20 protein-coding genes are annotated in these 23,803 nt (G+C 64.0%); 5 read left to right on the top strand and 15 right to left on the bottom strand.

From position 1 onward, the window contains the following. The first annotated feature begins 33 nt into the window (after positions 1 to 33). From ABE485_RS00815 to ABE485_RS00805, 3 genes are read left to right on the top strand one after another with little or no spacing between them, the layout of a single operon-like run. Positions 34 to 1,041: an ABC transporter ATP-binding protein gene (locus tag ABE485_RS00815; protein ID WP_346513090.1), complete on the top strand. Its 1,008-nt coding sequence runs from the start codon at positions 34 to 36 to the stop codon at positions 1,039 to 1,041. A gap of 22 nt (positions 1,042 to 1,063) precedes the next feature. Further along, positions 1,064 to 2,749, top strand: coding sequence for an ABC transporter permease subunit (locus tag ABE485_RS00810; protein ID WP_346512788.1), 1,686 nt, complete (start codon positions 1,064 to 1,066; stop codon positions 2,747 to 2,749). Between the two features lie 18 nt (positions 2,750 to 2,767). Continuing rightward, positions 2,768 to 3,529 (top strand): DeoR/GlpR family DNA-binding transcription regulator, encoded by a 762-nt coding sequence (locus ABE485_RS00805; RefSeq protein WP_346512787.1) that lies wholly within the window; start codon positions 2,768 to 2,770, stop codon positions 3,527 to 3,529. Between the two features lie 19 nt (positions 3,530 to 3,548). Here the strand turns inward: ABE485_RS00805 and ABE485_RS00800 are convergent, their stop codons facing one another. From ABE485_RS00800 to ABE485_RS00785, 4 genes are all read right to left on the bottom strand, one after another. Continuing rightward, positions 3,549 to 4,550: a Bug family tripartite tricarboxylate transporter substrate binding protein gene (locus ABE485_RS00800; RefSeq protein ID WP_346512786.1), complete on the bottom strand. Its 1,002-nt coding sequence runs from the start codon at positions 4,548 to 4,550 to the stop codon at positions 3,549 to 3,551. A 158-nt stretch (positions 4,551 to 4,708) separates the two neighbouring features. Then, positions 4,709 to 6,307: a rhodanese-like domain-containing protein gene (locus tag ABE485_RS00795; protein ID WP_430795375.1), complete on the bottom strand. Its 1,599-nt coding sequence runs from the start codon at positions 6,305 to 6,307 to the stop codon at positions 4,709 to 4,711. Beyond that, the gene (metC, locus tag ABE485_RS00790; protein WP_346512784.1) at positions 6,304 to 7,497 is read right to left on the bottom strand and encodes a cystathionine beta-lyase; all 1,194 of its coding nucleotides are present in this window, start codon (positions 7,495 to 7,497) and stop codon (positions 6,304 to 6,306) included. Before metC ends, ABE485_RS00795 begins: the two co-directional genes overlap by 4 nt. Before the next feature lie 2 nt (positions 7,498 to 7,499). Beyond that, positions 7,500 to 8,087 (bottom strand): cysteine dioxygenase family protein, encoded by a 588-nt coding sequence (locus tag ABE485_RS00785; RefSeq protein WP_346512783.1) that lies wholly within the window; start codon positions 8,085 to 8,087, stop codon positions 7,500 to 7,502. A 148-nt stretch (positions 8,088 to 8,235) separates the two neighbouring features. Here ABE485_RS00785 and ABE485_RS00780 point away from each other — a divergent pair, with 148 nt between their 5' ends. Continuing rightward, entirely contained in the window at positions 8,236 to 9,135 is a 900-nt protein-coding gene (locus tag ABE485_RS00780; protein ID WP_346512782.1) for a LysR substrate-binding domain-containing protein, read from the top strand. On the opposite strand, the gene ABE485_RS00775 is transcribed toward ABE485_RS00780, so the two are convergent. From ABE485_RS00775 to ABE485_RS00740, 8 genes are all read right to left on the bottom strand, one after another. After that, the gene (locus ABE485_RS00775) at positions 9,129 to 10,133 is read right to left on the bottom strand and encodes an asparaginase (RefSeq protein WP_346512781.1); all 1,005 of its coding nucleotides are present in this window, start codon (positions 10,131 to 10,133) and stop codon (positions 9,129 to 9,131) included. The genes ABE485_RS00780 and ABE485_RS00775 overlap by 7 nt on opposite strands. Beyond that, complete coding sequence (locus ABE485_RS00770) at positions 10,126 to 11,046, bottom strand: ParB/RepB/Spo0J family partition protein (RefSeq protein WP_346512779.1); 921 nt, start codon at positions 11,044 to 11,046, stop codon at positions 10,126 to 10,128. The genes ABE485_RS00775 and ABE485_RS00770 overlap by 8 nt, the downstream gene beginning before the upstream one ends. Positions 11,047 to 11,090: 44 nt before the next feature. Beyond that, positions 11,091 to 11,912, bottom strand: a complete 822-nt coding sequence (locus tag ABE485_RS00765; protein WP_346512778.1) for a GNAT family N-acetyltransferase — start codon at positions 11,910 to 11,912, stop codon at positions 11,091 to 11,093. Between the two features lie 9 nt (positions 11,913 to 11,921). Further along, a complete protein-coding gene (locus ABE485_RS00760; RefSeq protein ID WP_346512776.1) occupies positions 11,922 to 12,722 on the bottom strand; it encodes a ParA family protein in 801 nt (266 codons plus the stop codon). Next, positions 12,719 to 13,408, bottom strand: coding sequence for a 16S rRNA (guanine(527)-N(7))-methyltransferase RsmG (gene rsmG, locus ABE485_RS00755; protein ID WP_346512775.1), 690 nt, complete (start codon positions 13,406 to 13,408; stop codon positions 12,719 to 12,721). Before rsmG ends, ABE485_RS00760 begins: the two co-directional genes overlap by 4 nt. Continuing rightward, the gene (gene mnmG, locus ABE485_RS00750) at positions 13,405 to 15,324 is read right to left on the bottom strand and encodes a tRNA uridine-5-carboxymethylaminomethyl(34) synthesis enzyme MnmG (protein WP_346513088.1); all 1,920 of its coding nucleotides are present in this window, start codon (positions 15,322 to 15,324) and stop codon (positions 13,405 to 13,407) included. The genes rsmG and mnmG overlap by 4 nt, the downstream gene beginning before the upstream one ends. A gap of 2,491 nt (positions 15,325 to 17,815) precedes the next feature. After that, complete coding sequence (locus ABE485_RS00745) at positions 17,816 to 18,022, bottom strand: cold-shock protein (protein ID WP_008157480.1); 207 nt, start codon at positions 18,020 to 18,022, stop codon at positions 17,816 to 17,818. A gap of 223 nt (positions 18,023 to 18,245) precedes the next feature. Next, on the bottom strand, positions 18,246 to 19,280 hold the full coding sequence (locus ABE485_RS00740) for an AbrB family transcriptional regulator (protein WP_346513087.1): 1,035 nt from the start codon (positions 19,278 to 19,280) through the stop codon (positions 18,246 to 18,248). Positions 19,281 to 19,392: 112 nt separating this feature from the next. Here ABE485_RS00740 and ABE485_RS00735 point away from each other — a divergent pair, with 112 nt between their 5' ends. Continuing rightward, positions 19,393 to 20,559 carry a pyridoxal phosphate-dependent aminotransferase gene (locus tag ABE485_RS00735; protein ID WP_346512774.1) on the top strand — a complete coding sequence of 389 codons (1,167 nt, stop codon included), beginning with the start codon at positions 19,393 to 19,395 and terminating at the stop codon, positions 20,557 to 20,559. A 156-nt stretch (positions 20,560 to 20,715) separates the two neighbouring features. On the opposite strand, the gene ABE485_RS00730 is transcribed toward ABE485_RS00735, so the two are convergent. The 3 genes from ABE485_RS00730 to ABE485_RS00720 form a co-directional block, all read right to left on the bottom strand. Next, complete coding sequence (locus ABE485_RS00730) at positions 20,716 to 22,242, bottom strand: tripartite tricarboxylate transporter permease (protein WP_346512772.1); 1,527 nt, start codon at positions 22,240 to 22,242, stop codon at positions 20,716 to 20,718. Beyond that, positions 22,239 to 22,676, bottom strand: coding sequence for a tripartite tricarboxylate transporter TctB family protein (locus ABE485_RS00725; RefSeq protein WP_346512771.1), 438 nt, complete (start codon positions 22,674 to 22,676; stop codon positions 22,239 to 22,241). Before ABE485_RS00725 ends, ABE485_RS00730 begins: the two co-directional genes overlap by 4 nt. A gap of 112 nt (positions 22,677 to 22,788) precedes the next feature. After that, on the bottom strand, positions 22,789 to 23,787 hold the full coding sequence (locus tag ABE485_RS00720; protein ID WP_346512770.1) for a Bug family tripartite tricarboxylate transporter substrate binding protein: 999 nt from the start codon (positions 23,785 to 23,787) through the stop codon (positions 22,789 to 22,791). Between the last annotated feature and the right edge of the window lie 16 nt (positions 23,788 to 23,803).

The raw sequence follows: 23,803 nt of genomic DNA, 5'->3' as shown, positions 1-23,803 counted from the left end.
TTGCGTCCGGCCGCGGGCCATCCTGGAGACATGATGTATCTGGAACTGCGTGGGATACGGAAGGCCTTCGATGGCGCCCTGGCGCTGGACGACATCGACCTGTCGGTCGGCGAACATGAATTCGTCTGCCTGCTAGGGCCCAGCGGCTGCGGCAAGACCACCCTGCTGCGCATCGTCGCGGGATTGTTGCCCGCCGACCGCGGAACGATCACGCTGGGCGGCCAGGACTTGAGCCTGGTGCCCGCGCGCAAGCGCGGCTTCGGCATCGTGTTCCAGTCTTATTCGCTGTTCCCCAACATGACGGTGGCCCAGAACGTGGGCTACGGACTGCGCATCCGTGGCGAAACGCGCGAACGCATCGCAGCCAGGGTCCGGGAACTTCTGGCGCTGATCAAGCTGCCAGACCTTGCGGCGCGCTACCCGCATCAGCTCTCCGGGGGACAGCAGCAGCGCGTCGCCCTGGCGCGCGCGCTCGCGGTGGATCCGGCGCTGATCCTGCTGGATGAACCCCTGTCGGCGCTGGACGCGCGCGTGCGCACCGATATGCGAGCCGAAATACACGACGTGCAGCGCCGGCTGAAGATCCCCACGATCATGGTGACGCATGATCAGGAAGAAGCGCTGACGCTGGCGGACAAGATCGTCTGCATGAACGACGGGCGGATTGAACAGATGGGATCGCCTTCCGACCTGTACTTGCGCCCGCGCACGCGCTTCGTGGCCAATTTCGTGGGGCTGAGCAATCTGCTGCCCACCGACTGGGTAAGCCAAGCCATGCCCGAGCTGCTGGCGACGCGCCCCGACGGCGCCAGCGAACGCTACGAGGCCTGCCTGCGGCCGGAAAACCTGCGCGTCGCCGCGGACGAACAGGGTCCGGGCCGCATCCAGGACCTTATCTTCATGGGCAATCTCACGCGCCTGCGCGTGGCGTGGATGGGGCGCGAACTGATGGTGGAACAACACGGCGCGGCCGGGTTGTCCCAAGGCGCCCCCGTCCGCCTTGCCGCCGAGCCCGGCCTGTGCGCCTGGGTAAGCACATGAGCACGCGAGGCGGAGGCGTTGCATGAGCAGCGCGCAAGCGAGCGCGGCGTTGGTTGCGCCGGCGGGCCGCGCGCCCTGGTCGGCCGACCGCCTGCTGCTGTGGACCTGCGTCGCGGTTCCGCTGGCGGGCCTGGCGCTCTTCTTCCTGTATCCGCTGGCCACCGTGGCATGGCGCAGCCTGGTCGAAAAAGACGGCTCCATCGGACTGGGCAACTATGCCGAGGTCTTCGCCACGCGCGGCATTCTCACCGCCACACTGAACAGCCTGGCGATGAGCGCCGCCACCACCGCGATAAGCCTCGCACTGGGCTTTGCCATCGCGTTCGGTCTGGACCGCAGCTGCATGCGCGGCAAGCCGATCGTGCAACTGGCGTTGGTGCTGCCGCTGCTGGCGCCGTCGCTGGTGCAGGGCCTGGGCCTCATCTTCATCCTGGGACGCAACGGCCTGGTGCACCGGTGGACCGGATGGGAGATCGACATCTACGGCTTCTGGGGCCTGCTGATCTCCAACGTGTTCTACGCCCTGCCCCAGGCGGTGCTGATCCTGCAGGCGGCGCTGCGCAACATGGACGCCCGCTATTACGACGCGGCGCAAGTCATGGGCGCGTCGGGCGCGCGGCAGTTCTTCGACATCACCCTGCCCAACTGCAAATTCGGCCTGCTCAGCGCGGGTTTCGTCATGTTCGTCATCACGATCACCGATTTCGGGAATGCGGCGGTGATCGGTGGGAACTACCGCGTGCTGGCCACCGAGATCTACAGCCAGGTGTCGGGCCAGATGAATTTCGGGATGGGGTCGGTCGTGGGCATCCTGTTGCTGTTGCCTTCGCTGGTCTCGGTGCAGATCGAGCGCGTGGCCTCGCAGCGCCAGTTCGGATCCGCATCCGCCGGCAGCCTGAGGGTGGCGCCGCAGCCGTCGCGCGGACGCGACGCCCTGTTCAGTGCGGGAGTGCTGCTGATCGTCGGCGCGATCATCGTCACGGTCGGCACCGTCGTGTTCGCCAGCTTCATGCGGCTCTGGCCCTATCGCATGGAATGGACGCTGAAGCACTACGACATCACGGTCAGCGGCGGCTATGCGCCCCTGTGGACCTCGTTGTACCTGTCGCTCGCCGCGGCCGGAGCTGGCGTGCTGCTGCTGTTCTTCCTGTCGTTCGGCGTGTGCCGGATTCCACGCTCGTGGGCCAAGCTGGTCTACATGGTGTCCGTCCTGCCCGTCGGCGTGCCGGGTCTGGTTCTTGGCCTGGCGTACATCTTTGCATTCAACGCGCCGGGCACGCCGCTGTATGCGCTGTACGGCAGCGCCGCGCTGATCGCCTTGTGCAACTTCTATCACTATCACACCCAGGGCTTCCTGACGATGATGACCGGCATGCGGGCGGTGCCGCAGGCCCTGGAGGAAGCCGTGAGCAGCATCGGCGGAGGCACCCTGCATGTGCTGCGCGACGCGGTGCTGCCCTTGATTGCGCCGACGGTGCTGGGCGTTTTTTTCTTCCTGTTCATGCGATCGATGGTGACCCTGTCCGCGGTGATCTTCCTGGTCACGCCGTCGGTCAGCGTGGCGCCGGTGTCGGTGCTGCGGCTGGACGAGGCCGGCTTTGTTTCACAGGCGGCGGCATATTCAACCCTTATCATGCTGGTCGTAGGGGGCTCGCTACTGGCGATGCGCGCGCTGATCGCCGGCGCCGCGCGGCGGCGCATGGACTAGGACTGGGAAGCAACGGACATGTGGCAAGAAGAGCGGTATCAGAGAATCCGCGCCCTGCTGTCTTCATTGCAGCAGGTATCGACCGACCGCATCGTCGGCGAGCTCGGGGTTTCCCGGGAGACCGTCAGGCGGGATCTGTTAGAACTGGAAGCATTGGGGGAGCTGCGCCGCGTGCACGGCGGCGCCGTGCCCGTGCACAACGAACCGCCCATCGCGGAACGCGTGCATACGCGCGTGAAGTACAAGCGCGCGATCGCGCGGGCGGCGGCCGGCCTGGTTTCCAGCGGCCAGACACTGTTCCTGGACGCGGGCAGCACGACCAGCGTGCTGGCCGATGAACTGGCCAAGCTGTCGGGCCTGACCATCATCACCAATTCGTTCGACGTCGCATTGAAGGTGGGTGCGGCCGGCAACGGCGCCAACCAGCTGCTCATGCTGGGCGGCTCCGTCGGCGGCCCGGTGTGCGCCACGTCGGGCGATATCACGATCACCGAGATCCACCGCTATCGTGCCGATTTTGCACTCTTGTCGCCGGTGGGTGTCGACGTCGAATGCGGCGCAACCAATTACGACCTGCGCGAAGCCGAGGTCGCGCGCGCCATGACCGCCAATGCCAAGCAGCTGGTGCTGCTGGCCGACTTCAGCAAGATCGGCCTGTGCAGCCGCGTGTCGTACTGCGGCGCGGACCAGATCGACCACCTGGTCACCAACGGCAGCGCGCGGAACTCGCCCGCCTTCGCCGCGCTGGAGTCGGCCGTGGGCAATACGCTGGCGGTATAGCCCACGGCGCGGGTTGCGCTCAGTCCAGCGACACGCCGGACGTCTTCACCATTTCCGCCCAATACGCCGTGTCCTGCTGCAGGCGGGTCTTGAATGCGGCGGGCGCGCTGCCGACCGGCTGGCTGCCGCCGCTGTTGATCTTGGCGATCACGGCGGGCGACTTCATGGCCTGGTCCACGGCCTGCGCCAGGTATGCGATGCGCTCGGGCGGCGTGCCTGCCGGCGCGAACAGCCCATACCAGTCGTCGGCGGTGATGCCCTGCAATCCCGTTTGCTGCAGCGTGGGCGCCCCCTTGAATACGCCGACGCTGTCGCCATGGCTCATCGCCAGGATGCGCAGCTTGCCGGCGGCCACCATGGGCTCGGCGGAGGCCGGCGAGGTGATCAGCATGTCGACCGTGCCGCCCATCAGGTCGGTGATGGCCGGCGCCGCGCCGCGATACGGCACATGCACCAGCTTGACGCTCGCCTTCTGCGACACGAGCGCCCCCATCAGGTGACTCATGGTGCCGTTGCCCGGAGTTGCATAGGTGATGACGCCCGGTTGCTTGCGCGCGGCCGCCAGGTAATCGTCCAGCGACTTGTACGGGCTTTCGGCGCGCGCCACCAGCACCAGGGGCGCGGACGTGATCTGCGAGATCGGCACGAAGTCCTTAAGTGGATCGAAGCCCACGTTCTTGTACAGGCGTGGATTGACGGCCATGACGCTGGTCTGGGACATGACGAGCGTGTAGCCATCGGGCTTGGCGCGCGAGACCTGCGCCGTGCCGACATTGCCTCCCGCCCCCGAGCGGTTCTCGACGACGACGCTCTGCCCCGTGATGGCGCCCAGTTCCTGCGCAATCAGGCGCGCGACGCCGTCGTTCCCGCCCCCGGGTGGAAACGGCGATACCACGGTGATGGCCTGCTTCGGAAAGTCAGCCAGGGGCGCGGGCGCCTGGGCGTGGGCAGCGGCGCCCATCAGCAAGGCGGCCATCGCCGCGGCGGCGGTCCTGCAAGCGTGCAATGCATGTTGCTTCATCTGGATTTCCCCTTGTGTTGGCGGCCGGATACTCGGCCGTCCTTTGCATTCCGGTTCGCCATGAACCGTCCGCACCCCGCCGGCAAATGCCGCCGGGGCGTAATGATCAGGTTGAAGCGTCTGTCGCGCCGCGGGAGGCGCCGTGGTTCGCGCCGGGATCAGTGGGGCGGGAACCGGTAGGCCGCGCGCTCCCGCTCGTCGATCTGCTTGACCAGGTTGGTCTCCCAAGCCAGGTATTGCCGCGCCGCGGCCTTGTTGCCGTCATGGCGGTCATGCACGAAGAACAGGTAGTCTATGCAATCGCGGTCTGCCGGCTCGGCGGGCGTGGACTCCAGCGCGAGTCCCTGCGCGGCCCAGGTTTCGGGCGTACCCATGTTCACATTGACGTCCGCGATGCCCAGCGCGCGCAACTCGGCCGCCGCCCAGGCCGCCACCGCGGCGTCTTCCGCCAGCAGGATCACCGGTCGCGCCGCATCCAGCGCAAGGCCGGCGAGGCGCGGACGGATGGACCAGCGCGCCCCGGCGAGGTGGCTGGCGCGATAACGCATGCTGGAACGGATATCGACCAATTGCGCGCCATGCGCCATCGCTTGCGCAAGCGCGGCGTCGGACAGGACCGAGACGGCTGGCGCCGGCGCTGCTGGCGACACCTGGGACAGGCCTGCGTATGTGCCCTCGCGCAGCGTGCTGGCGTCCCAGCCCATCTGCCTCAGCCAGCTGGCGATGACGGGTGCGCGCACGCCTTCGGCATCGAACACCACGATGCGCGCGCCGCGCACGGCCAGGTACTGGTCGGTTGCCTGGACCAGTTGGCCGCCCGGCGCATGCTGCGCGCCGGGCAGCGACCCTTGCGCGTACTCTTCGGCGCTGCGCACGTCGCACAGGAATGTGGTGCGCTCGGCGTCGTCAAGCCAGGCCTGGACCTGGGCGGCGCCGACCGTGGGCACGCCGTGGCGTTCGGCCAGCCGCGCGGACCGTTGCGCCAGTGCGGGCAGGTCCTGCTCCGCGACATCGTCGCGATAGCGGCGGCGCGCGCCGTGCTCCAGTTGCAGGTCTTCCAGGTACCAGCCCTGCGTTCCGTTCTCCAGCGCGTAGACAGGATTGGGAACGCCCAGGTTGATCAGCGTCTGCGCGCCGATGATGCTGCGCGTGCGGCCGGCGCAATTGACCACGATCGTGGTGTCGGGGCTGGCTGCCAGGGTATGGGCCCGCAGGGCGAGTTCGCCGTTGGGGCAGCAGATGCCGCCGGGGATGCTCATCTTCTGGAATTCGGCATACGGGCGGCCGTCCAGAACGATCAGGTCGTCGCCGCGGCGCTGGCGTTCGGCCAGTTCGCGCGCGCCGATGCGCGGGGTGTGGAAAACTTCTTCGGCCAGTTCGCCGAACGTCTTGCTCGGCACATTCACGCCTGCAAAAACCGCGTAGCCCTGCTGCCGCCATTGCGCGATGCCGCCCGCCAGGCGGTGCACCTGTGTGTAGCCGAGGGCTGTCAGCGCAATCGCGGCGCGCGCGGCCGTGTCATCCGCGTCGCCATTGTCGTAGACGACGACCCGCACGCCGCGGCGCGGCGCCAGCCTCACGATGTCCGCCTCGAGCCGGCTGTATGGCACGGGCGCGGCGTAGAACAAATGGGACTCGCCGTATTGGCCGTGCTCGCGCACATCCAGCAGCGCGATCTCGCGGCCGTCGTGCAGCCATTGCTTGAGCGTATGCGCGTCGACGTCGGCGAAGGAAGGGGCGGTGTTGGGCTGCATCATGAGATTCGAAGGGTACGGAGAGGTTGGGCGAGCGCGGACAGTCCGCGTTCGAGATCGGCGATAAGGTCCTGGGGATCTTCCAGGCCAATGTGCAGGCGCAGCATCGGGCCGCGCGGAACGCTGCCGGGCAGCGCGCGGCATGTGCGCAACTGCACCGGAATCACCAGGCTTTCGAAGCCGCCCCATGACGCGCCGATGCCGAAGAGCCGCAGGCTGTCGATCAGGCGCTCGGCATCGGTTTCGGTATAGGTGTCCGCCAGCTCGACGGTCAGCAGACCGTTTGCACCGGTGCAGTCGCGCCGCCAGATCGCGTGCGACGCGTCGCCAGGCAAGGCCGGGCACAGCACACGGCCTACCTCCGGCCGCGCAAGCAGCCAGTTGGCGACTTGCAAGGCGCTGCTGGCGTGCTGCGCCATGCGCAGCGGCAGCGTGCGCATGCCACGCAGCACGAGGAAGGCGTCGTCGGCGCCGACCGTCTGGCCAAAGTCGATGGTGGCGCGCTCCAGGGCCGGCCAGGCGCGCTGGTTGGATACGACCGCGCCCATCATGACGTCGGCATGGCCGCCCAGATATTTGGTGGCCGCCAGGATGGAGATATCGGCGCCAAGCGTGAGGGGTTTGTGCACCAAACCGGACGCCCACGTGTTATCCACAGCCAGCCTGCAATCGTGTTTTCGCGCAGCTGTGGATAACCTGGTGAGGTCCGGCATTTCGTATGTCAGCGAGCCCGGCGACTCGGCATAGATCATGCGGGTGTTGGGCCGGATGAGGGTTTCGATGCCGGCCCCGTCTGGCGCGTAGTACGTGAACTCGATGCCCAGGCGCGCAAGATGTTCCGCGCAGAACCTGCGCACGGGTTCGTACACGGCATCGGTGAGCAGCACGTGGTCGCCCGAGCGCAGAAAGGCGAGCAGCACGGTGGCGATCGCGGCCTGGCCCGTGGGATAGAGTTTCGCGCGGTAGCCCTGCTCCAGTTCGACCAGCGCATCCTCGAGCGCGTGGGTGCTGTCGGTGCCGCGTGCGCCATAGGACGGCAGGCGCTCTTCCTCACGGCGGGCCCGCGTATCGCGCCACGCCTGCACGTTTTCAAAGACATAGGTGCTGGCGCGCGTGACCGGCGTATTGACCCAGCCTTGATGGGGCCGGCCTGCGCGCAGCAGGCGCGTCGAGGAGCGATAGGGCTTGCCCATGATCAGCGCCGCGTCTGGACGCCGATCGGCATGATCTTGCAGGTGCCGGCCTCCAGGTCGAAGCCCAGGCGTTCATTCAGCGTTTCCAGCGCTCGGCCGTACATGTGGAGATGGCGGATGACGCTGTCGCCCTGGATTTCCACGGCGTGGATGTCGTCGGGCATCAGGGCGATGCCGGCGCCGGGCCCCACCACCACGGTTCCGGTCTTTTCCAGGGTGCCCACGCCCGGCACGGAGCCGTCGTCGGTCCGGTCGTAGACGTAGTTGTATTCAACGCCCTCGACGGCGGCGATACAGGCCCAGGTGGTGTGGTTGTGCGGCACGATCTTCTTGCCGGGGCGCATCACATTCAGATAGAGCGCATAGCTCTTGTCGGCATCTTCCGCGATGAGGTAGCGGGCCTGCCGTTCGTCGCCTTCAGGCGGCGGATAGCGGTCGGCGCCCCACCATGCGGTGTTGCCGGCCAGGGCGACGAGTTCGGCCAGCACGGCCTCAAGGCTGTCCCGGTTCAGCCCCTTATTTCCTACAGTTTTTTTAATATTTCCGACGGCGGCGTCAATGCCGGTTTGATGAGGATGTGCGGAGGTCACTTGGCTTTCCCTCTTGTTTCATGAGTTATTGCACTTACTGTATCCGCCGCACTCCAGCCCAACAATTTAAATTGATTTAAGCTTCCATTAGCATTGCTAATATTTTGGGTTATCCCCAATCCGCATTTCACCTTCTTTGCGAGCCAGGATGCGCAATCTCGATCTGGACCTGCTGCGCACGCTGACGGCGATCGCCCAGCATGAAACGTTCTCGGAGGCCGCCAACCGGCTGCACAAGACGCAATCGGCCATCACCCAGCAGATGCAGCGGCTGGAATCGATGATCGGCCTGCCCTTATTCGAAAAGCAGGGGCGCAACAAGCACCTCTCGTCGCATGGCAGACGCCTGGTCGAATACGCCCGTCACATGCTGGCCATCAATGACGAAGCGCTGCGCGCGCTGCAGGACGGTCCGTTGGAAGGCGACCTGCGGCTGGGCGCGCCGCTGGACGTGGCGGACACCATCCTGCCCACGCTGCTTACCCATATCGCGCGGGTAGCGCCGCGGGTGAAGCTGGAGATCCGCGTGGATCGGAGTCCCTTCCTGATGGATGCGCTGCGCGCGGGCGAAATCGACCTGACCATCTCGACCCGATTCGACCAGGACTTCGAAGGCGTGGCGCTGCGCACTTCGCCCACGGTATGGCTGGCCTCCGCGGATTACGTCCACGACCCGCATGCCCCGGTTCCACTGGTGCTGGCGGATGACCCCAGCATCTTTCGCCGCCTGGCGCTCAACGCGCTGGAGCAGGCGCAGGTGCGCTGGCACACCAATTACGTGGCGCCGAATCTGGTGGGGATAAAGGCCGCGCTGCGTGCGGGCCTGGGCGTGACTGCCCGCAGCGTGGAGCTGCTTGGGCCGGAAATGCGCGTGCTGGGAGAAAAGGACGGGTTGCCGCCCTTGCCGGACGTGACCTATTTCCTGTGGATAAGGCGCGACCTGATCAATCCGCTGACGCGCCAGGTGTACGACATGCTGAGAACCAATCTGGGCCTGGCGCAGCAAGGAGACGCGGCGGCGGCGCCGTCGCGTCCGGCGGTTCAATAGCGATCGAATATCTGCTGCAAGGCAGCTGGATCGCGAGTCACCGACAACGCGACCATCAGCAGCACCCGCGCCTTCTGCGGATTCAAGTCGCGCGCGGCGACGAAACCCAGGCTGGCGTCATCGACTTCCACATCGCGTGCAACGAAGCCGCTGCCAGTGCGGCTGGAACGCACCACGGCCACGCCATCATCGGAGGCGCGGCGCAGGGCTTCGATGGCCAGGTCCGTGGCATTGCCGTCGCCCACGCCGGCCAGCACGATGCCGTCGGCCGCGCCAGCCAGGAAATCGATCAGGTCGGCCTGCAGGTTGGCGTAGGCGTAGACGATGTCGACGCGGGGCCAGCCGGCCTTTTCCAGTAATGCGAGTGAAAACTCGCTTTGGGACGTATGCGTGGTGGCATTGCGCGAGTAAAAGCACGGCGACCCGCCATGCATGACGCCCGCCCGGCCCCGATTGGGCGAAGCAAACGCGCACAAGCCGGCGCTGGCGATCTTCTGGATCTCGCGCGCGTAATGCACGTCTTCGTTCATGACCACCAGCGGCCCGCGGCCGCGCGCATCGGGATGGCGCGCCAGCGCGACGGCGTTGTACAGGTTGGCGGGGCCTTCCGCGCCGAGCGCCGTCGCGGGCCGCATGGCGCCAACCAGCACGACCGGCTTGTCGTGGCGGATCACCAGGCTCAGGAAATAAGCGGTTTCTTCAAGCGTGTCGGTGCCGTGCGTGATGACGATGCCGGCCACCGAGGCGTCCTGGCAAAGCACGTCCACGCGCTGGGCCAGCGCGCGCCACACCTCGTGCGTCATGTTCTGGCTGCCGACATTGGCGACCTGCTCGGCGCGGATCTCGGCGATGCCCGCCAGCTGTGGCACGGCGGCCAGCAGGTCGTTCACGGAGAACGAACCGGATTTGTAGCCCGCGGAGGTGGCATCGGCCTGGGCGCCCGCGATCGTGCCGCCCGTCGCCAGCACCGCGATGACAGGCAACGCGATCTCAGGCATCCACCGCTCCGGACAGGCCTTGGCGTTCCAGCAGCGAATTCAGGTGTTCCCAGCCGTGGAAGTCGATGACGATCTGTCCTTTTTCCTTGGCGCCGACCTTCAGCGCGACGCGCGTGCCCAGATGGTCGGACAGGGCTTCCTCCAGGCGGGTCAGGTCCCGCGAGACGCCGTTCGCCTTTTTCTTGGGGGACGCCGACGTTTCCGCTTCCTTGGCGGTCTTGGCGACGAGCTTCTCAGCTTCGCGCACCGACAGGCGGCGCGCGATGATCTGGTTGGCCAACTGGATCTGGGTCGCGGCATCGACAGCCAGCAGCGCGCGCGCGTGGCCCATGTCGACGTCGCCCGCCAGCAGCATGGTCTGCACGGCAGCGGCCAGGTTCAAGAGGCGCAGCAGGTTGCTGGTGGCCGAGCGGGAACGGCCGATCGCCTGCGCGGCCTGTTCGTGCGTCAGGCCGAACTCGTCGAGCAGGCGGCGCACGCCGTGCGCCTCTTCAAGCGGATTCAGGTCTTCACGCTGGATGTTTTCGATCAGCGCCATCACCGCGGCGTTCTCGTCCGCCACTTCGCGCACCAGCACGGGCACTTCCTTCAGGCCCGCCAGCTGGGCGGCACGAAAGCGCCGTTCGCCCGCGATGATTTCGTAATGGCCAGGCGCGGCCTCGCCCAGGGCGCGCACGAGAATCGGCTGCATGATGCCTTGCGTGCGTATCGATTCGGCCAGCTCGCCCAAGGCGCCCTCGTCCATGCGCGTACGCGGCTGATACTTGCCGGCGCGCATCTTCGAGATGGGCAGGGTGGACGGCGGACCCTCGGGCTTGGCCGCGGCCTTGCCGATGTTGTCGATGGCAGGCGCGTCCGCGCCCAGCAAGGCGTCCAGTCCGCGACCCAATCCCTTGGGTTTCTTGGTGGCCATAATTAAATCCTCTTTCCTTCTGTCTTTGTATCCCGAGCCGCAGCTCAGGCGTCCGTCTGCTCGGCGGGCAGGCGGTACCAATACGCGTAACAGTCTTTGAAACCGTAGCGGCCATACAGCGCGCGCGCGGCAATGTTTTCAGGCTCGACCTGCAGGTAGGCCGTGCCGGCGCCGCGATCGGCGCCTTCGGCCATCAAATGCTCCACCAGGACCGCGGCGTAGCCTTTGCGCCGTTGTCCTGGATCCGTGACGATGTCGAACAGGCCAAGCAGATCGCCGTCGTGGACGGCCAGGCCCGCGGCGACGCATTGCCCGGCTGCGTCAAAAGCGAGCACCGGCTGCTTATCCACAGCCAGGCCTTGCAGGCGTGCCTGATGTTCCCCGATGTGCACGGCGGAAGAACCGCGCATGGTCCCCACCGCCGCCGCGAAGCGTTCGGCGTCGACGATCCTGAAGAGCAGATCGCCCCTGGCGCTTGTCCGGGGGGCGAGCGGCGTGCTCATGACTCGGGTCTCACCGGTGTAGATATAACCGCGGGACTCCAGTTCGGCGTCGAGCGAAAAATCGGGGCCGATGGAGGTGATGCGCAACACCATGGGCAGGCCATGGCGCGCATACAACGATGAACAATACGCCAGCCGCTCGTCCAGCGGACGTGTGGATAACCCCAGCACATTGATGCTGCGGACACGCTTGGCCGGCGAGTGTGCAAAGCGCACCAGCCAGCCATCATAGAGCACCTGCGCACCCACCGCCGTGGCATTGAGCGCAGCCTCTTCCAGGCGGACGCGCAACGCATCGCGCACGTCGGCGGGCGGCGTGCGGGCAAGCGTTGGTGTGGGGAAAAAGAACGCGGCGTCGGACATTTGATGCGACTAGTTCAAGTCCTTTCTGACGCGCTCGATCATTTCAGCGCCGAACGAGATATACGCCTGCGCGCCGCGTGACCCTCTGTCATACACCACACCTGGCATACCGTAACTGGGTGCTTCCGCCAGGCGCACATTGCGCGGCACGACGGTCTTGAAGACCTTGTCGCCGAAGTGCGCCTCGAGTTGCGCGGACACCTGCTGTTGCAGCGTCATGCGCGGATCGAACATCACGCGCAGCAATCCGATGACGCGCAGGTCGTCATTGATGTTGCGATGCACGCGCTTGATGGTGTTGACCAGATCCGACAGGCCTTCGAGTGCGAAGTACTCGCACTGCATCGGGATGATCACGCCATGGGCCGCGGCCAGGCCATTGAGGGTCAGCAGCGACAACGTGGGCGGGCAATCGATCAGGACGAAATCGTACTGCGAGGAAACCGTGTCGATGGCGGCCTTCAATTGCCGTTCGCGTTCATCCATCTGCACCAGGTCGATCTCGGCGCCGGACAGCTCGCGGTTGGCGGGCAGCACGTCGTAGCCGCCGGATTCGGATTTCACGCGCGCCTGTTCGATGGAGGATTCGCCGATCAGCACCTGGTACAGATTCGACTCCAGCGAATTCTTGTCGATGCCGCTGCCCATCGTTGCGTTGCCTTGCGGGTCCAGGTCCACCAGCAGCACGCGTTGGTTATGCGTGGCAAGACCCGCCGCCAGATTGATGGCGGTGGTGGTCTTGCCCACGCCGCCCTTTTGATTGGCAATGCAGAAGACGCGGGCGGATGTGCTGGGGGGTATGTTCTTCATAGGGTTCCTTGACTGCGGCGCATCCAGATCAGACAGCGTTCTGCTTGCAGCTCCGGGACTTGGAGCGGCTGAATATGGTCGACTTGCCATTCCCCGCGCGCGTGCAGCGCCTGGATTTCTTCTTCGGGGACCTTGCCCTTCATGGCGACGAGGGTACCATTCTTGGCTACGTGGCGACCCGCGAGTTGCGCAAAATCATCTAATGATGCAAAAGCTCGCGACGTGACAATGTTGCACTCGGCGGGTTCCAGCGTTTCGATGCGCGCATGCCGCGCCTGCAGGTTGGGCAGGCCCAGTGCGCCGCTCATCTGACGCACGAATGCGGTCTTCTTTTCGACGGCGTCGATGCAGGTCACGGACCACTGCGGCCGCAGGATCGCCAGGACGACGCCAGGCAAGCCGCCGCCCGAGCCCACGTCGTAGACCTTGGCGGCTGCATCTGGCGCCGCCAGCGCCTCGCTGAAGGGTCCTGCGGCAGCCATGCTGTCGAACAGATGCTGCACCAGCATCTGCTGGGGATCCCGGATAGCGGTGAGGTTGTACGTGCGGTTCCAGCGCTGCATCTGCGCCAGATAATTCAACAGCTTGGCCATCGCGGCGTCGTCGACGCCCAGGCCCAGCAGTTCGCATGCGCGAGTTAGTCGGCCGGCCATGTCCATGCCGGCCTGATTGGCGGGCGCGCTCATGCCGCTTGCTTGCGCGAGCCGTAGTGCAGGCGCTTCAGGTGAATGAGCAGGAGCGAAATGGCTGCCGGCGTCACGCCGGAGATCCGCGCGGCCTGGCCGATGGTCTCCGGGCGATGGGTCTTGAGCTTCTGGCGCACCTCGAACGAGAGGCTGGTCACGGCGTCGTAGTCGACGTCCGCGGGGATCGCCTGCTGTTCGTGGGCGATGTGCTTTTGCACTTCGTCCTGCTGACGGGCGATGTAGCCCGCGTACTTCACCTGGATCTCGACCTGCTCGGCCAGGACTTCATCGTCCGCCACGCCGGGCCCGGCCAGCAGCGACCCGTCGACATTGCGAGCGGCCATCAGGGCTTCATAGGAAACATTCGGCCGTTTCAGCAAGTCTGCAAGTGAGTACTCACGCTCAATTGCCTTGCCCAGCAAGGGTTCGGCAACCTCGACCGGCAGCAAACGAGGATTGACCCATGATGACTTGAGGCGTTCGACTTCGGCGGCGACGGCGTCGCGCTTACGGTTGAAGGCATCCCAGCGCATATTGTCGACAATACCGAGCTGGCGCCCGATTTCCGTAAGGCGTAGATCCGCGTTGTCTTCGCGCAAGCTCAATCGGTATTCGGCGCGGGAGGTGAACATGCGGTAGGGCTCGGTCACGCCGCGCGTGACCAGGTCATCCACCAGCACGCCAAGATAGGCCTCATCCCGGCGAGGAGTCCATTGTTCGCGGTCCAGGGACTGCAGCGCCGCATTCACACCAGCCAGCAGGCCCTGGGCGGCGGCCTCTTCGTAGCCGGTGGTGCCGTTGATCTGCCCGGCGAAGTACAAGCCGCCGATCGCCTTGGTCTCGAGGGTGCTCTTCAATCCACGTGGATCGAAGTAGTCGTATTCGATGGCGTAGCCGGGCCGCATGATGTGCGCGTTCTCCAATCCCGGCAGGGAGTGGATCAGGTCCAGCTGCACATCGAACGGCAGGCTGGTCGACACGCCGTTCGGATAGACCTCGTGGGTGTCCAGCCCTTCCGGCTCGAGAAAGACTTGATGCGATTGCTTGTCCGCGAAACGGTGAATCTTGTCTTCGATCGACGGGCAGTATCGCGGCCCCACGCCTTCGATGACGCCGCTGTACATCGGCGAACGATCCAGCCCGCCGCGGATGATGTCGTGCGTGCGGGCGTTGGTGTGGGTGATCCAGCACGGCAACTGACGCGGGTGCATGGCCACGTTGCCCATGTACGAGAACACGGGAATCGGGTCCAGATCGCCAGGCTGCTCTTCCAGAATGCTGTAGTTGATCGTGCGCCCGTCGATGCGCGGCGGCGTCCCCGTCTTCAGGCGGCCCTGCGGAAGCTGCAGCTCCTTCAGGCGCTGGCCCAGCGAAATTGCGGGCGGATCACCGGCGCGACCGCCAGAATAGTTTTGCAGCCCCACGTGGATCAACCCATTGAGGAACGTGCCTGCGGTCAGGACGACCGTCTTGGCACGGAACTTCAAACCCACCTGAGTAACCGCACCGACCACGCGGTCGCCCTCCACCATCAGATCCTCCACGGCCTGCTGGAACAGCCAGAGGTTTGGCTGATTCTCCAGACGGCCACGGATCGCCTTCCGGTACAGCACGCGGTCCGCCTGAGCGCGCGTAGCACGCACGGCCGGCCCCTTGGATCCGTTAAGAATGCGGAACTGAATCCCCGCCTCGTCCGTCGCCAGCGCCATGGCCCCGCCAAGCGCGTCGACTTCTTTGACAAGGTGGCCCTTGCCAATCCCGCCGATGGAGGGATTGCAAGACATTTGGCCTAGGGTTTCGATGTTGTGCGTGAGCAGCAGAGTCTGGGCGCCAGTGCGGGCCGCAGCCAATGCCGCTTCGGTGCCGGCGTGGCCGCCACCGACGACGATGACATCGAATTCGCGGGGATAGTCCATGATGGGGGGAGGTAAAAGAGAGCGTTCGGCGCTCATTATAGAGGCAGGGGTTGCATGTTTCACGTGAAACATGTGCCAGGTTCGCTTTCGACGCGAACAGACCACACGCTCCCGGGCTTTCGTGCTGTGTGGTTAGAGCTGGCCTCAAGGTATCGGCATCTGCCGGTGTTTTCCATGGAGTGTTTCACGTGGAACATCCCCAAGCATGGGCGTCATGCAGAGAAGATTCGCTCCATCTGACCACGATGTTTCACGTGAAACACCGTCGCCAAAGAACGGGCGCAGTTTCATCGTGCTTCGTGAACTTGTCGGTCCACGAACGACATCCGACGCCTTCAAAAAGAGTCCCAACCGCCTTCGTGGCCACTGGTACCGAATACATCCTTCCCCTGCTATTAGCGGTAAGAATGTGGGAATGAGGTGGGCATTTTTTGCGGGTACAAACCGTCGGCACCGCCTGAGCGCCAAGTCTGTTCCACGTGAAACAACGAGAAGGAGCGGCATCCACTGCGGTGGCGACGAAAATTGGAGCCCCCGAGAATGTTGGCGGACGACGTTTCACGTGAAACACTGATCAGCTGTGATTGCCTTCAGACCGAAACGGCCCCGCTCCCGAAACCGCACTTCCCGTACGTATCAACCAATAATCATGAATTGGGCCTCCACCATGCCAGGCCATGGGGTCTTCACATGCCATCTGCATGCTGAATAATCCGGACTGATTAGCAATCGCGGAAGGCCGTTTGGGAACCCCATCTGCTAGACGAATGCGTTTCGGCCGGCCTGTTCTGATGTTTCACGTGGAACAACGGCCCTAGGGTATGTGGTCTGCACAAGTTGCTGCCCACCGCGCCTATGTTCCACGTGAAACTTTCCGGCCACACCGGAGAAGTGCGGTGCCAGGAGCTTCGAAGAAAGCAACTCCCCAAATCACCATCAGCCAGAAAGAGATAAACGCGGCAACCCCGCCGCCTTAACGAAAAGGTAAGAAATAGGAAAAATATCGATTTATTCCACCCTACCCTACCCCTTGCCCAAAAAATCAGAATTTTCGTTCGATATCGATGCTCATCGGCAGGAATCGGGCACGATAGGTTGGATCGAAAAAACGCGGCGAACACTCACCATTGCGAAAGCCTATGCACTCAGCGGTTGAACCCAACCCCAACAAGCATTCTTAAACTGCCATTTCGACGCGGAAAATTTGTACCCCACTATCGCCATCGGCCCACTAATCCGGCGCGGCAGCGACGGGAAATCCCGTCTTATCCACAGACTACGCAAAAGGCACTTCTCGCAGGGAAACAGCCAGATCTACAGCCGAAAACTTAGGGTTACGCACATTTTTATCAACAGCCCGGTCTCTTGATCCAGGCGAGCGGCGAGATCTGTTCAACGTGAAAAGAATGCTCTGGGCTGCATGCAGCGAAATATCCCCAAGGTGGCGATGCCGAGTCATCGGCCTGGCGCGTAATCCAACCATTCAAAACCCGGCGGCCCTTTGCAGATAAATAATCACCTGCGATCAACTGCGGGAAACCGCTGCCTCTCAGATATTTCCAAGCTGCATTGGCGCCGCTTCCCGGGCCCGTTACGTTAAGTGCCCCAGCGACCCTCGGGAACTACTAAAGTCGGATTCAGTCCAACCGCGCCGGATTCACTGCCCGCAATTTATCCACAACGTTATTCAGCGGGCGATTGGCGCGCCAGGTCGAAACGATAAGTTCCTTGACCCGACAATCATCTTGCTCGCTCCGCCACTGGCGCGCCATCATCCATATGGCCGAGACGCCAAGGCTTCATGTGAAACGCTGTGGAAAACTCGACCGACAGATTTCGACGCCTGTCCGGGCAAAGCAACACGATGGGCTGTCCACCATTTCCGCCGCGATCCCAAGATCCGCTCGAAGCATCCCCACCGATTTGGGCGCCCCCGACTTCTGATATCCCCATTTCTATCCACAGGCTCGCACCCCCCATTTTGGATATCCAGGGGACTAATTCTGTGCATAACCGGGATGGGGATATCTTTGTGAACAACCATGCCGGGCGGACAGAAAATCAGACGAATCGGCAGCACAAAACGGCCGTTTCCAGGACGGGGAGCAAGGATAGGAAAAGGGAAAATACGCGCTAACTACCGGACTTCCCTGGGGAAACGCCAGGAAACCCAGGAATTCAAGCACCGGGAAACTCAACGCTGCGGCATTAAAGCAGCACCGAGCGAGCGGCAAACCATTAACTGGAAAACTGTGTAAAACCGGGTGTCGGCAAATCCATTTGCTTCATTACTGAGCACCGAAATGCTCATACCCGGAAATAATTATCCACAGAGTTATCCAGTGCTGGAGAATATGTTAGTGAACACTAACTGCTGTGGCGGGCGAGCCTGCAGATGGCCTCGCCAAAAGACACAACGCCCCAGACCCGGAGGTCTTGGGGCGTTGTAGCCAGGCCGAGCCTGGCTGACGGGAAATTGGGATTTCCCGATTTAGAGCGGGCGAATTTCGGCCGCTTGAGGTCCTTTCGGACCATCCTTAACTTCGAATTCGACTTCCTGGCCTTCGTTCAGGCTGCGATAGCCGCGGCCCTGGATGGCGGAAAAGTGTGCGAAAACATCGGTGCCGCCAACATCCGGCGTAATGAAGCCGAAGCCCTTGTCAGCGTTGAACCATTTGACTTTGCCCTTCTGAGCCATTTTTTCTAGCGTCCTGTAAATAAATCGAAATGCAATGAATCAAGGACGCCGTGCGAACTGAACGATCGGTGCAAAACCTGTGTTCCCGCTTGTCGCCAGTGCGGCAGAACGAGTCCGCGCGCTGCTTGAATCAACTGCGGAATCAGCATACTCATCCCGCATTACAGACTCATATAGTTGTTTACCCCAATGTGGCGTTTTTTTCACTGGAACAGCAATACCGCTAGGCGGAATTCCGCTGTCGGCGCACCAGGAACGCGTAGACCGGCCCGGTGACGATCACGACGAAAACCATGCGCGTGACATGAAACGCCGTGACCACGGGAACGCCCAGCTGCAATACTTTTGCCGTGATCGCCATCTCGGCGATGCCCCCAGGAGTCGTCCCCAGAATAAGCGTCGGGATGGGCGCGGCAGACCACAAGGACAGCAGCGCCCCAACCCCGAACGCCAGCGTCAACGCCAGAACCGTAAAGCCCGCGACGGCGGCAATGAAGCGGGGTGCGGCTCGGAAGAAATCCGGCCGGTACCGGTCTCCCAGGGACCAGCCGATCAACAACTGGCCCGCCTTCGGGACGTAATCCGGCAAGGCGGACAGTTCGACGCTGGATGCGGTCAGCACCATGGCCACGAGCATGGGCCCCAGCACCCAGGGATTGGGCAGGCGCAGCTTCGCGAATGCCAGGCCGCCGACAATGGTGAGCGCCACGAGCGCGGCCAGCCCCAGACCATGCACGACTTTGGGACCCGGCACCGTGGGATCCAGCCCGGCCACGCCCCACCACTGGAAGATAAAGGGCACCGTCACCACCACCAGCAGCACGCGCACGCTGTGGGCCGTCGCCACGCGGTCGATCCTTGCGCCGTGCCGTTCGGCCAGGCTGGCCATCTCGCTGGCACCGCCGATAGCCGAGGAAAACCACGCCGTCTTGAAATCGACGTCGGTATAGCGGCGCAGGATGGCCGTCCCCATGAACGCAAGCGCAAGCGCGAAGAGCATCCCGACGATGATGGGCCCCGCATTGCTGCCGATGTGGCCGATGACTTGCGGGGTGAAGTACAAACCGAGCGAGGCGCCGATCACCCACTGTCCCGCATTGCGTGCCGGTCTGGGGCACGCGGTTCCCAAGCCGCCTATGCGCGTGGCGGCCGTCAACAGCAGGGCTCCCAGCATCCATGGCAAAGGCATATGCGCCCATACCGCAAGCAAAGCGCCGGCCAGCGCTATCCCGAATCCACCCGCTACCCGCGCCAGCATGTTCTGACCCACAATCCCATCCACGTTAGAAGCTCATGTAAAACGAATTATGAGTTAGTGGGATACTTACGAAAACTTTCTTTGCCTACCAGCGTTCACCTTCGCGTCCAACATGATCCGATCCAAACTACCCGACGTCGGCACCACCATCTTCACCGTGATGAGCCGCCTGGCCATCGAACACAAGGCCATCAACCTTGGCCAGGGCTTTCCTGATTTCGATCCGGACCCCGCGCTGTGCGCGCTGGTGACCAAGGCAATGGCCGATGGCCACAACCAGTATCCCTACATGCCTGGTGTGGCGCCGCTGCGGGAAGCCATCGCGGCAAAGACGCGCGAACTGTACGGCCATGCCTACGATCCCGAGACCGAGATCACCGTCACCAGCGGCGCGACCGAAGCCCTGATGGCAACCGTGCTGGCCGCCGTGGGCAGCGGCGACGAGGTCGTCGTGATCGAACCCTGCTACGACTCCTATCTGCCGGCGATCCGTCTGGCGGGCGGCACCGCGGTGCCGGTGCCCTTGCGCGCCCCCACCGAAGCGGACCCTTACTACCGGATCGACTGGCAGCGCGTGCGCGACGCCATCACGTCGAAGACCCGACTGCTCATGCTCAACTTCCCGCACAACCCTACCGGGGCCGTGCTCGAAGAAAGCGATCTGGATGCGCTGGAATCCATCGTCCGCGACACCGGCGTGCTGCTGGTGTCCGACGAGGTCTACGAACACATCGTGTTCGACGGCAAACCCCATGCCAGCGTCGCGCGCCGCCCCCTGCTGGCCGAACACGCCTTCGTGATTTCCTCGTTCGGCAAGACCTACCACACCACCGGCTGGAAGATCGGCTACTGCTGCGCCCCCCGGCAACTCAGCGCCGAGCTGCGCAAGGTCCATCAGTTCATGGTGTTCACGGTGCCTTCGCCGATGCAGTTCGCGCTGGCCGAATTCATGCGGGATCCCAAGCCCTACCTGGATCTGCCGAAGTTCTATCAGGCCAAGCGCGACCGCCTTTCCGAAGGCCTGGCCAAGACCCGTTTCCGTCCGCTGCCCAGCCCCGGCACGTTCTTCCTGCTGGCCGACTACAGCCAGATTTCCAAGCAGAGCGAAGCGGATTTCGCGCGCGACCTGACGGTAAAGCATGGCGTGACGGTGATCCCGGTTTCGGCCTTCTACCGCCAACCCGATGCCCCCGAATCCAACCACCGCATCGTGCGCTTCTGCTTCGCGAAAAAGGATGCGACGCTGGATGCGGCGCAGGAACGCCTGCAGCAGGTTTGAACTCAAATTTATGAGTAAAAGCTCGTATTTCTGATTCCGTCGTTTTGGACTTACTAGCTGCAGCACGAAGGGGCGCCACAGGCGCCCCTTCTGCTTTCCGGCCCTGATGAAACCGCAGACGGCTTGCCTTGCGGCAAGCGCCAGCCATGCGCCGGATCAAGCCTGTCCGGCGGCGACCTTTCGTGCGGCGCGGACCCTGCGCAAGATCTGCGGCAGGATCACGACCGCCGCCGCCCCCGACCACAAGGCGATCGACACGGGACTCGCGAACAGCACCGCCACGTCGCCGTCCGTCATTGACAGCGCACGGCGCAGATTCTGCTCCATCATGTTCCCGAGCACCACGCCCAGCACCAGCGGCGCCATGGGCACGCCGAACTTGCGCAGGAAGTATCCCAGCGTGCCGATGCCCGCCACCAGCAGCAGGTCGAACGTGCCCGCGTTGATCGCGTACACGCCGATATAGCTGATGCACAGGATGCCGGGCACCATCAGCCAGCCGGGCACTGACAGCACTTTCGAAAAGAACCGGACCAACGGAACGTTCATGACGAAGAGCAGGACGTTGGCCACGAACAGCGACGCGATAAGCCCCCAGACCAGTTCCGGCTTGGTATCGAACAGCACCGGACCCGGCGTGATGTTGTAGAGCGTCAACGCCCCCATCATCACCGCGGTGGTTCCCGATCCCGGCACGCCCAGCGTCAGCATCGGAACGAACGAACCGATGGCAGAAGCAGTCGCGGCGGCTTCCGGAGCCACCAGGCCGCGCATGTCGCCCTTGCCGAACTTGGCGTCGGGATCCTTGGCCTCGATGATGCGCTTTTCCTGCGAGTAAGCGACGGCCGCGGCCACGCTCGCGCCCGCTCCCGGCAACACGCCCACGCCAAAACCCACCAGCGCGCTGCGCACGACGCTCCACCAGGTGAGCGCCATCTCTTTCAGGTTGAACAGTTTGCGGCCGCTGGGCTTGACCTCGACGCTGTGTCCGGCCATCACCTTCTCCAGCATTTCCAGCATCTCGCTGACCGCAAACAGCGCGATCACGACAACGACGAAATCAACGCCATCGGCCAGGTGCACGGATTCGAAGGTGTAGCGGTAAACGCCCGAATTCGCATCCACGCCCACCACCGAGATGGACAAGCCGATCATCGCCGCCAGCACGCCCTTCACAGGCTGCTTGCCGAGCAGGCTGGTCAGGCAGCAGAACGCGAAGATCATCAGCACGAAGTATTCGGCCGGACCGAACGCCAGCGCCCATTTGGCCAGCATCGGCGCCAGCAGGATGATGCCCACGACAGACACGATGGCGCCAAAGAACGCCGACCAAGCGGAGAGCGACAACGCCACGTTAGCCAGCCCCTGGCGCGCCAGCGGATAACCATCCAGCGTCGTCATGATCGCGCTGGCCTCGCCGGGAACGTTCAACAGGATGGCCGTGATGCGGCCGCCGTACTCCGCGCCGACGTACACGGCCGCCAGCAGGATCAGCGCCGTCTCGGGCGGGAGGTTCATCGCAAACGCAATGGGTATCAGCATCGCCACGCCGTTCACCGGGCCCAGCCCGGGCAGCACGCCCACCATGGTGCCGATGAACGAGCCGATCGCGGCCACCAGAAGGTTCGTCAGCGAAAAGGCGACGCCGAAGCCTATCGAAAGATGATCGAGAATGCCGCTCATATCAGGTTCTCCAGCAGTCCGCCCGGCAGGACCACGTCCAGCACCTTGTCGAACAGCACGAAAAAGAAAAGGCTCATCACCACGCCGCCGAGGGCGCACTTGGCCCATCCGCCCCCGAACAGGCGGCCCACGAAGACCGTCATCAGCGACGTAGCGATGACAAACCCCAGCCACTGGAACAGGAAGGCATAGACCGTGACGAACACGACCATCAGCGCGATGCGGGCGTTGGCGCCCGCGGGATTCGCTTCGACGGTGTGGCCGCCCTTATAAACGAGCCACAAGCCGCACAGGCCGATGATCAGCGCCACCAGGAGGGGAAAGGCCCGCGGCCCGACAGGCTCGTAGGCGAATGGCGCCTCGATTCCCCATCCGGCGGCCGTCATGAAGACGGCCAGCGCCAGGGCTGCAATGCCCAGAATTCGATCATTCATGATCCACTTGTCCGTTGTAGTCGCCGCGCGCGGCGCGGCGATCCGCCGCCGGACTGACCGGCGGGGGATCGCCCGTGCGGGCGCGATCGGGAGGATGGTCCTTGCGGGCCGCTTACTTCTTGATCAGGCCGAACGTGTCGGCGAGTTCGCCGTACTGCTTGACCTGGTTTTTCACGTAGGCGTCCAGGTCCGGCCCGGTCTTGTTGAACGGAAACAGGCCTTGCTGCTGGCGCAGCTTTTCGAACTCGGGGGCGGCCGTCGTCTTGTTGAACGCGTCTACCCAGAACTGGTAGTCGCTGTCGGACACCTTGGGCCCCACGTAGAAGCCGCGGATGATCGGCCAGACGATGTCGTAGCCCTGCTCCTTGGCGGTGGGCACCGTGCCCAGCTTGCCCGGCAGCCGCTGGTCATTGAACACCGCCAGCACCCGGATGGGCGCTCCGCCTTCCAGCATCGTGAAGGCTTCGGCCGCGTCGCCCATGTAGGCCTGGATATGGCCGCCGCGCAGCGCGGTCACGGCCTCGCCGCCGCCTTCAAACGCCACGAAGCGCATTTTCTTGAAATCGACGCCGGCCGCCTTGGCGGTCAGCGCGGCCTTCATCCAGTCCTGGCTGCCCACGGTGCCGCCGGCGCCCAGCACGATCTTGGTCGGATCCTGCTTGAAGGCGTCCATCAGCCCTTTCAGGTCGGTATACGGCGAATCGTTGCGCACCACGGCCACGCCGTAGTCCGTGCCGATGGCCGCCAGCCAGCGCACGTCATTGACGTTGTACTTGCCGAACTTGCCCTGGGCCAGATTGAGCAGCGAACCGCCCGAGAACGCGACGATGGTGCCGGGTTCGTTGGGATGCTGGGCCACGATGTTGTTGTACGCCACGGCGCCGATGCCGCCGGGCATGTAGACGATGCGCATCGCGTTCTTGAGCGCTCCGCTCTGCTTGAGGCCTTCGGTGGCCAGACGGCAGGTCAGGTCGAAGCCGCCCCCGGGCTGGGCCGGCGCAATGCACTCCGGACGGCGGGGTTCGTCGGCGGCCTGGGCGATCCCCAGGGAAAGGGTGACAGCGCCAAGCGCCGCGACGGCGGCGATGCGCAGCTTCAGACTTGTCTGCATTCTTGCGTCTCCAGGA

Source organism: Achromobacter spanius (assembly GCF_039673305.1).
Taxonomy (GTDB): Bacteria; Pseudomonadota; Gammaproteobacteria; order Burkholderiales; family Burkholderiaceae_B; genus Achromobacter; species Achromobacter spanius_F.
Note: the sequence above shows the minus strand (reverse complement) of the source record. Positions and strands in the feature narration are given on the sequence as shown.